The sequence below is a fragment of the Rhizobium sp. BK060 genome (genome assembly GCF_014193145.1).
Classification (GTDB): domain Bacteria; phylum Pseudomonadota; class Alphaproteobacteria; order Rhizobiales; family Rhizobiaceae; genus Rhizobium.
In genome coordinates this window covers 1-1,335 of record NZ_JACHYW010000072.1, presented here as the reverse complement: position 1 = coordinate 1,335, position 1,335 = coordinate 1, and the positions used below count along the sequence as shown (strand labels likewise).

The following is a 1,335-nucleotide window of genomic DNA, read 5'->3' as shown; positions in this document are numbered from 1 at the left end:
TGGTGGACGGCGGCAATATAGCCGAGTTGCTCGCTCGATTTGAGCAACTCCAACTGAAGGCGCGGCTACGAACAGGGAAGTCGTTTCCCATCGTGACGATCCAAGAGGCTGGATTGGATGGCTTTTGGATCCATCGGGTTCTGGAAGCGAACGGGATTGAGAGTTACGTAGTTGATGCAGCTTCTATCGCGACCTCTCGTCGACGTCGGCGCGTTAAGACCGACAAGATTGATGGAGAGGCACTGACGCGGACACTGCTGGCATTCAAGCGTGGCGAGCCTCGTGTGTGCGCAATGGTCAGAGCGCCGTCCCATGAGGACGAAGACCGGCGTCGAATCTGCCGGGAACGCAAAGTGTTGATTGCGGAGCGGGTAAGGCATGTTAATCGTGTCAAAGGTCTACTTTTCGCCCAGGGCGTCAGCGGCTATCAACCGCTTCGCAAAGATCGCCGCCTACGGCTTGAGGAGCTTTGCACCGGAGACGGCCGTGGCTTGCCGAAGCATCTCAAGGCTCAAATAAATCGAGAACTCGATCGTCTTGAGTTGCTGCTTGAGCAAATCGCCGCGGTGGAGAGCGAGCGTAATTCCCTGCTTTCCGTACATGAGCGGCTAGCGTCTGAGGCACCGGCGCCGGCAATGTTGCTTACCTTGAAAGGTGTCGGCGCTGAGTTTGCCGCCGTTCTTTGGACCGAAGCGCTGTGCCGACATTTTGATAATCGGCGGCAGATTGCCGCCTATGCAGGTTTGGCACCGACCCCATGGATGAGCGGGACGATTGACCACGAACAAGGTGTCTCAAAAGCAGGGAATCCCCGGTTGCGCACCACGATGATTCAATTGTCCTGGCTATGGCTACGCAATCAGCCAGCGTCAGCGCTCAGTCGTTGGTTTGTGGATCGGGTCCAGTCGAATGGTGGACGTTTAAAGAAAGCCGCGATAGTTGCCCTGGCGCGCAAGCTCCTTATCGCGCTGTGGAAGTTTGTCACTGCGGGTGTTGTCATCGAAGGGGCTGTTATGAAGACCGCCTGACGACCATAAAATGGCCGAACACACAAATCTTCCAGGACTGATCAATCCTGGCGGATCCAGGTGAACGAACCGCCTCTAAGTCGGGCTTCAAATGCCGCGCTTTAGATTGGTCCCGTTCTCCTGAGCCTTGCCGCTACGCAAGCGGGATAGTGGTGCTGCCGGACAAAACGGCGACCGTATGTGAGTTTGAACCGGCGACGGAAACGTGCCGCGTCATGAAAGGTGGCTCAGCCATGGATTCGATACAAATCGAAAGGAGCACGCTATGAAAAGGTGATTGATCTTGACGGCGAAATCCTCATGTGAG

The 1,335-nt window shown here is 55.9% G+C and carries 1 protein-coding gene; it reads left to right on the top strand.

The features are described from left to right. A partial coding sequence (locus FHT71_RS31165) for an IS110 family transposase (protein WP_246718119.1) occupies window positions 1-1,028 on the top strand: 1,028 nt, incomplete at its 5' end. Window positions 1,029-1,335: the final 307 nt, after the last annotated feature.